Source organism: Mesorhizobium sp. M2A.F.Ca.ET.067.02.1.1 (genome assembly GCF_004023285.1).
GTDB lineage: Bacteria > Pseudomonadota > Alphaproteobacteria > Rhizobiales > Rhizobiaceae > Mesorhizobium.
Map to the genome: position 1 here is coordinate 1 of NZ_RZSB01000800.1, position 2,651 is coordinate 2,651.

A 2,651-nucleotide genomic window follows, 5' to 3' on the forward strand; every position below is an offset into this window, starting at 1 on the left:
GTGCGGAGCGCCGACTGCAGCTTTGACTTGCCCAACCAATTCCGGCACCACCACGCCGTCCCTGGCGACGCCGGCCCTCAGCTTGGCCGTGTCCGGCCGGAACGACGCCAGCGCCTTCACGATCGCGACCGCGACATCGCGTGGGATGACGCCGTGTTCAGCCTCGGCTTCAGCCAGTGCCCGCTCGAAGGTGAGCATCGCATCGAGGTCCGCTTCCAGGGAGAAATGCCGCGCCGCCTCCTCGTCGCCGAGCAGGCCGGAAAGCAGCGGATGATCGAAGGGCGAAACGGTCATGGCGGCCACGGTCAGCTGTCGAAGAAGACCGTCTCCTTTTCGCCCTGCAAGTGGATGTCGAAGACGTAAGTATCGCCCTGGCGTTCGGCGATCAGCGTCGGCACGCGCAAGCGATGCTCGATGCGGGCAAGGATCGGATCCTCGGCATTTGCCTTTTCCTCGTCCGCAAAATAGAGCCGGGTGTGCAGGCCGGTATTGATGCCGCGCGCCACGATCCACAGCGTGATGTGCGGCGCCATCAGCCGGCCGTCGCGAAACGGCACGCGGCCCGGTTTGATTGTCTGGAACCGGCAGATACCTGTTTCCATGTCGGTCGGCTGCCGGCCCCAGCCAAGGAAATTCGGGTCGGCCGCGCCGCGCATCTCCGCGGGCGAGTTGTAAAGCCCGCTGGCATCCGCCTGCCAGATCTCGATCAGCGCATCCTTGAGAGGCGTGCCGGTACCGTCGAGCACGCGGATGCGCAGCTCGATGCGCTCGCCCTTGGTCTCATCGTTGAGCATCGTCGAGCCGAGGTCGCTCGCATAGACGCCGCCGATGCCGCAGAAATTCGGCGTCAGCCCGATATGCACATAAGGGCCGGCGGTCTGCGAAGGGCTCTCCTTCAGTTGGTCGAGCGACTGCGCCATCAATTGCCCTCCGGCCTGTTCTCGAACAGCGTCGAGCGGCGCCCGCGCAGCACGATGTCGAACTTGTAGGCGAGCGCATCCATCGGGATGGTCGACTGCGTGTCGAGCGCGGCGATCAGCGCCTCGACCGCGGCCTTGTTGGAAATGCCGCCGACGATCGGGCAACGCCAGATCAGCGGATCGCCTTCGAAATACATCTGCGTGATCAGCCGCTGCGCGAAGCCGTGGCCGAACACTGAAAAATGGATATGCGCCGGCCGCCAGTCGTTCGGACCGTTCGGCCACGGATAGGGTCCGGGCCTGACGGTGCGAAAGGCATAGCCGCCATCCTCGCCGGTGATCGTGCGGCCGCAGCCGCCGAAATTCGGATCGAGCGGCGCGAGATAGCCGTCCTTCTTGTGACGGTAGCGGCCGCCCGCATTGGCCTGCCAGAATTCGAGCAGCACGCCGGGCACGCTCTTGCCGCGCTCGTCGAGAACGCGTCCATGGACGATGATGCGCTCGCCGATGGCGCTCTCGCCGGGCCTGGCGAAATTGTGGATCAGGTCCTTGTCGAGCTCGCCCAGCATCGCGTGCCCGAACACCGGGCCGGTCAGTTCCGACAGCGTGTTGTCGAACGACAGCAGCGCTTTCTGCGGCGAGCGCAGCACCGAGCTCTTGTAGTTCGGCGTGAAGGCCGGCGGGTGCCACTGGCGGTCGAGCTGGAAGAAGGCGCCGGTTTCCGGCGCGCGGTTGGAGCCGGACTCAGCCATGGGCGGCCTTGGCTCCGTCCATCTGCGCGAACACTTCCTTGGCGATCTTGAAGGCGCGATTGGCGGCCGGCACGCCGGCATAGATCGCGACATGCAGGAAGGCCTCGCAGATGTCGTCTCGCGTGGCGCCTGTATTGGCGGTGGCGCGCACATGCATGGCGACTTCCTCGTCATGACCGAGTGCCGCAAGCAGCGCCAGGGTCACGATCGAGCGCTCGCGCTTCGACCAGTTGGGCCGTGCCCACACCGTTCCCCAGGCGGCTTCGGTGATCAGTTGCTGGAACGGCCGGTCGAAATCCGTGGCCGTATCCTCAGCGCGGTCGACGTGGGGATCGCCGAGCACGGAGCGGCGGACCTCGAGACCGGTCCAGTAGCGGTTGTTCGTGACATCATCCATGAGCAGACTTTCCCTCCGGCAACGAGGCGACGAAATCGCGGATCAAACTGACAAGCGCATCGGGCTGCTCGATGCACGGGATGTGCGCGGCATCGCGGATCACTTCCAAGTGTGCGGCGGGGATCAGTCCGGCCAGAGAGCGGACAAGATCAGGCGGCGTCGAGCCGTCCTGGTCGCCGACAATGCAGAGCGTCGGCGCCGCGATACGCCGCGCCGCGTCGGTGAGATCGGCGTCGCGCACCGCCATGCAGGTGCCGATATAGCCGGGCAGCGCCTGCCGGGTCAGCATGTTGCGGCAGCCGGCAAGTTCGGCCGAGCGCTTCGCATGGAACTCCGGTGTGAACCACACTTTCATGATGCCGTCGGCGATCACCTCGATGCCGTCGCGCTCGACGGTGGCGATGCGCGTGTTCCAGCTCTCTGCGGTGCCTATTTTATGCGCGGTGTCGCTGAGGATCAGCGCCTCCACACATTTGGGATGGCGGTTATAGAGCCGCTGCGCGATCAGGCCGCCGACCGACAAGCCGCACAGCACGACCTTTCCGAAGCCGAAATGATCGATAAGGCCCAGCAGGTCGTCGA

4 protein-coding genes and 1 pseudogene are annotated in these 2,651 nt (G+C 65.4%); all 5 read right to left on the minus strand.

All coding sequences use genetic code 11. The features are described from left to right. Positions 1–294 (minus strand): annotated as a pseudogene (locus EOA28_RS31960) (3-carboxy-cis,cis-muconate cycloisomerase); the annotation flags it as partial. Positions 295–305: 11 nt separating this feature from the next. Then, positions 306–920 (minus strand): protocatechuate 3,4-dioxygenase subunit alpha, encoded by a 615-nt coding sequence (gene pcaG, locus EOA28_RS31965; protein ID WP_127251424.1) that lies wholly within the window; start codon positions 918–920, stop codon positions 306–308. Further along, the gene (gene pcaH, locus EOA28_RS31970; protein ID WP_128315667.1) at positions 920–1,672 is read right to left on the minus strand and encodes a protocatechuate 3,4-dioxygenase subunit beta; all 753 of its coding nucleotides are present in this window, start codon (positions 1,670–1,672) and stop codon (positions 920–922) included. The genes pcaG and pcaH overlap by 1 nt, the downstream gene beginning before the upstream one ends. Further along, entirely contained in the window at positions 1,665–2,069 is a 405-nt protein-coding gene (gene pcaC / locus EOA28_RS31975) for a 4-carboxymuconolactone decarboxylase (RefSeq protein WP_127251422.1), read from the minus strand. Before pcaC ends, pcaH begins: the two co-directional genes overlap by 8 nt. Next, the coding region (locus tag EOA28_RS31980) for an alpha/beta fold hydrolase (RefSeq protein ID WP_128315668.1) at positions 2,062–2,651 on the minus strand (590 nt) is incomplete at its 5' end. The genes pcaC and EOA28_RS31980, both read right to left, overlap by 8 nt.

Excerpts from the sequence above, each read along its gene's own strand:
- pcaG (WP_127251424.1), bottom strand. The coding sequence starts at position 920 with ATGGCGCAGTCGCTCGACCAACTGAAGGAGAGCCCTTCGCAGACCGCC.
- pcaH (WP_128315667.1), bottom strand. The coding sequence starts at position 1,672 with ATGGCTGAGTCCGGCTCCAACCGCGCGCCGGAAACCGGCGCCTTCTTC.
- pcaC (WP_127251422.1), bottom strand. The coding sequence starts at position 2,069 with ATGGATGATGTCACGAACAACCGCTACTGGACCGGTCTCGAGGTCCGC.